Raw genomic sequence first — 662 nt, forward strand, 5'->3', positions numbered from 1 at the left:
CATGCACCCTAGAGGAGTCGAACCTCTAACCGCCTGATTCGTAGTCAGGTACTCTATCCAGTTGAGCTAAGGGTGCTCTTTCCTATGCCGAGGACCGGAATCGAACCGGTACGATTGCTTCCAATCGCAGGATTTTAAGTCCTGTGCGTCTGCCAGTTCCGCCACCCCGGCTCCCTCAAGCGAACGACGGGGTTCGAACCCGCGACCCCCACCTTGGCAAGGTGATGTTCTACCACTGAACTACGTTCGCATCCTTTTCTTCTTATGCCGGCTACATGACTTGAACACGCGACCCTCTGATTACAAATCAGATGCTCTACCAACTGAGCTAAGCCGGCTTATCTTCTATGCGGGTGAAGGGACTTGAACCCCCACGCCGTTAAGCGCCAGATCCTAAATCTGGTGCGTCTGCCAATTCCGCCACACCCGCCTGTGACTATGACCCGTACTGGGCTCGAACCAGTGACCCTTTGATTAAAAGTCAAATGCTCTACCAACTGAGCTAACGAGTCTCTCTAATGTATCTCTATACACTAAAACGGTCCCGACGGGAATCGAACCCGCGATCTTCGCCGTGACAGGGCGACGTGATAACCGCTACACTACGGGACCTATTCTTTCTAGAATGATGGGAGTTAACGGGATCGAACCGCTGACCCTCT

The 662-nt window shown here is 53.0% G+C and carries 7 tRNA genes; all 7 read right to left on the reverse strand.

The annotated features are described in order from the left end of the window. Nucleotides 1–2: 2 nt before the first annotated feature. Nucleotides 3–76: transfer RNA gene (locus HMPREF2963_RS03505), tRNA-Arg, on the reverse strand. A 9-nt stretch (nt 77–85) separates the two neighbouring features. After that, nucleotides 86–171, reverse strand: a tRNA-Leu gene (locus HMPREF2963_RS03510). 7 nt (nt 172–178) lie between these two features. After that, nucleotides 179–250: transfer RNA gene (locus HMPREF2963_RS03515), tRNA-Gly, on the reverse strand. 15 nt (nt 251–265) lie between these two features. Further along, nucleotides 266–338 (reverse strand) — tRNA-Thr (locus tag HMPREF2963_RS03520). A 10-nt stretch (nt 339–348) separates the two neighbouring features. Beyond that, nucleotides 349–430: transfer RNA gene (locus HMPREF2963_RS03525), tRNA-Leu, on the reverse strand. Between the two features lie 9 nt (nt 431–439). Further along, nucleotides 440–512, reverse strand: a tRNA-Lys gene (locus tag HMPREF2963_RS03530). Between the two features lie 27 nt (nt 513–539). Further along, nucleotides 540–612 (reverse strand) — tRNA-Asp (locus HMPREF2963_RS03535). Nucleotides 613–662 lie beyond the last annotated feature (50 nt).

This window comes from Streptococcus sp. HMSC067A03, from assembly GCF_001814295.1.
Classification (GTDB): Bacteria; Bacillota; Bacilli; order Lactobacillales; family Streptococcaceae; genus Streptococcus; species Streptococcus constellatus.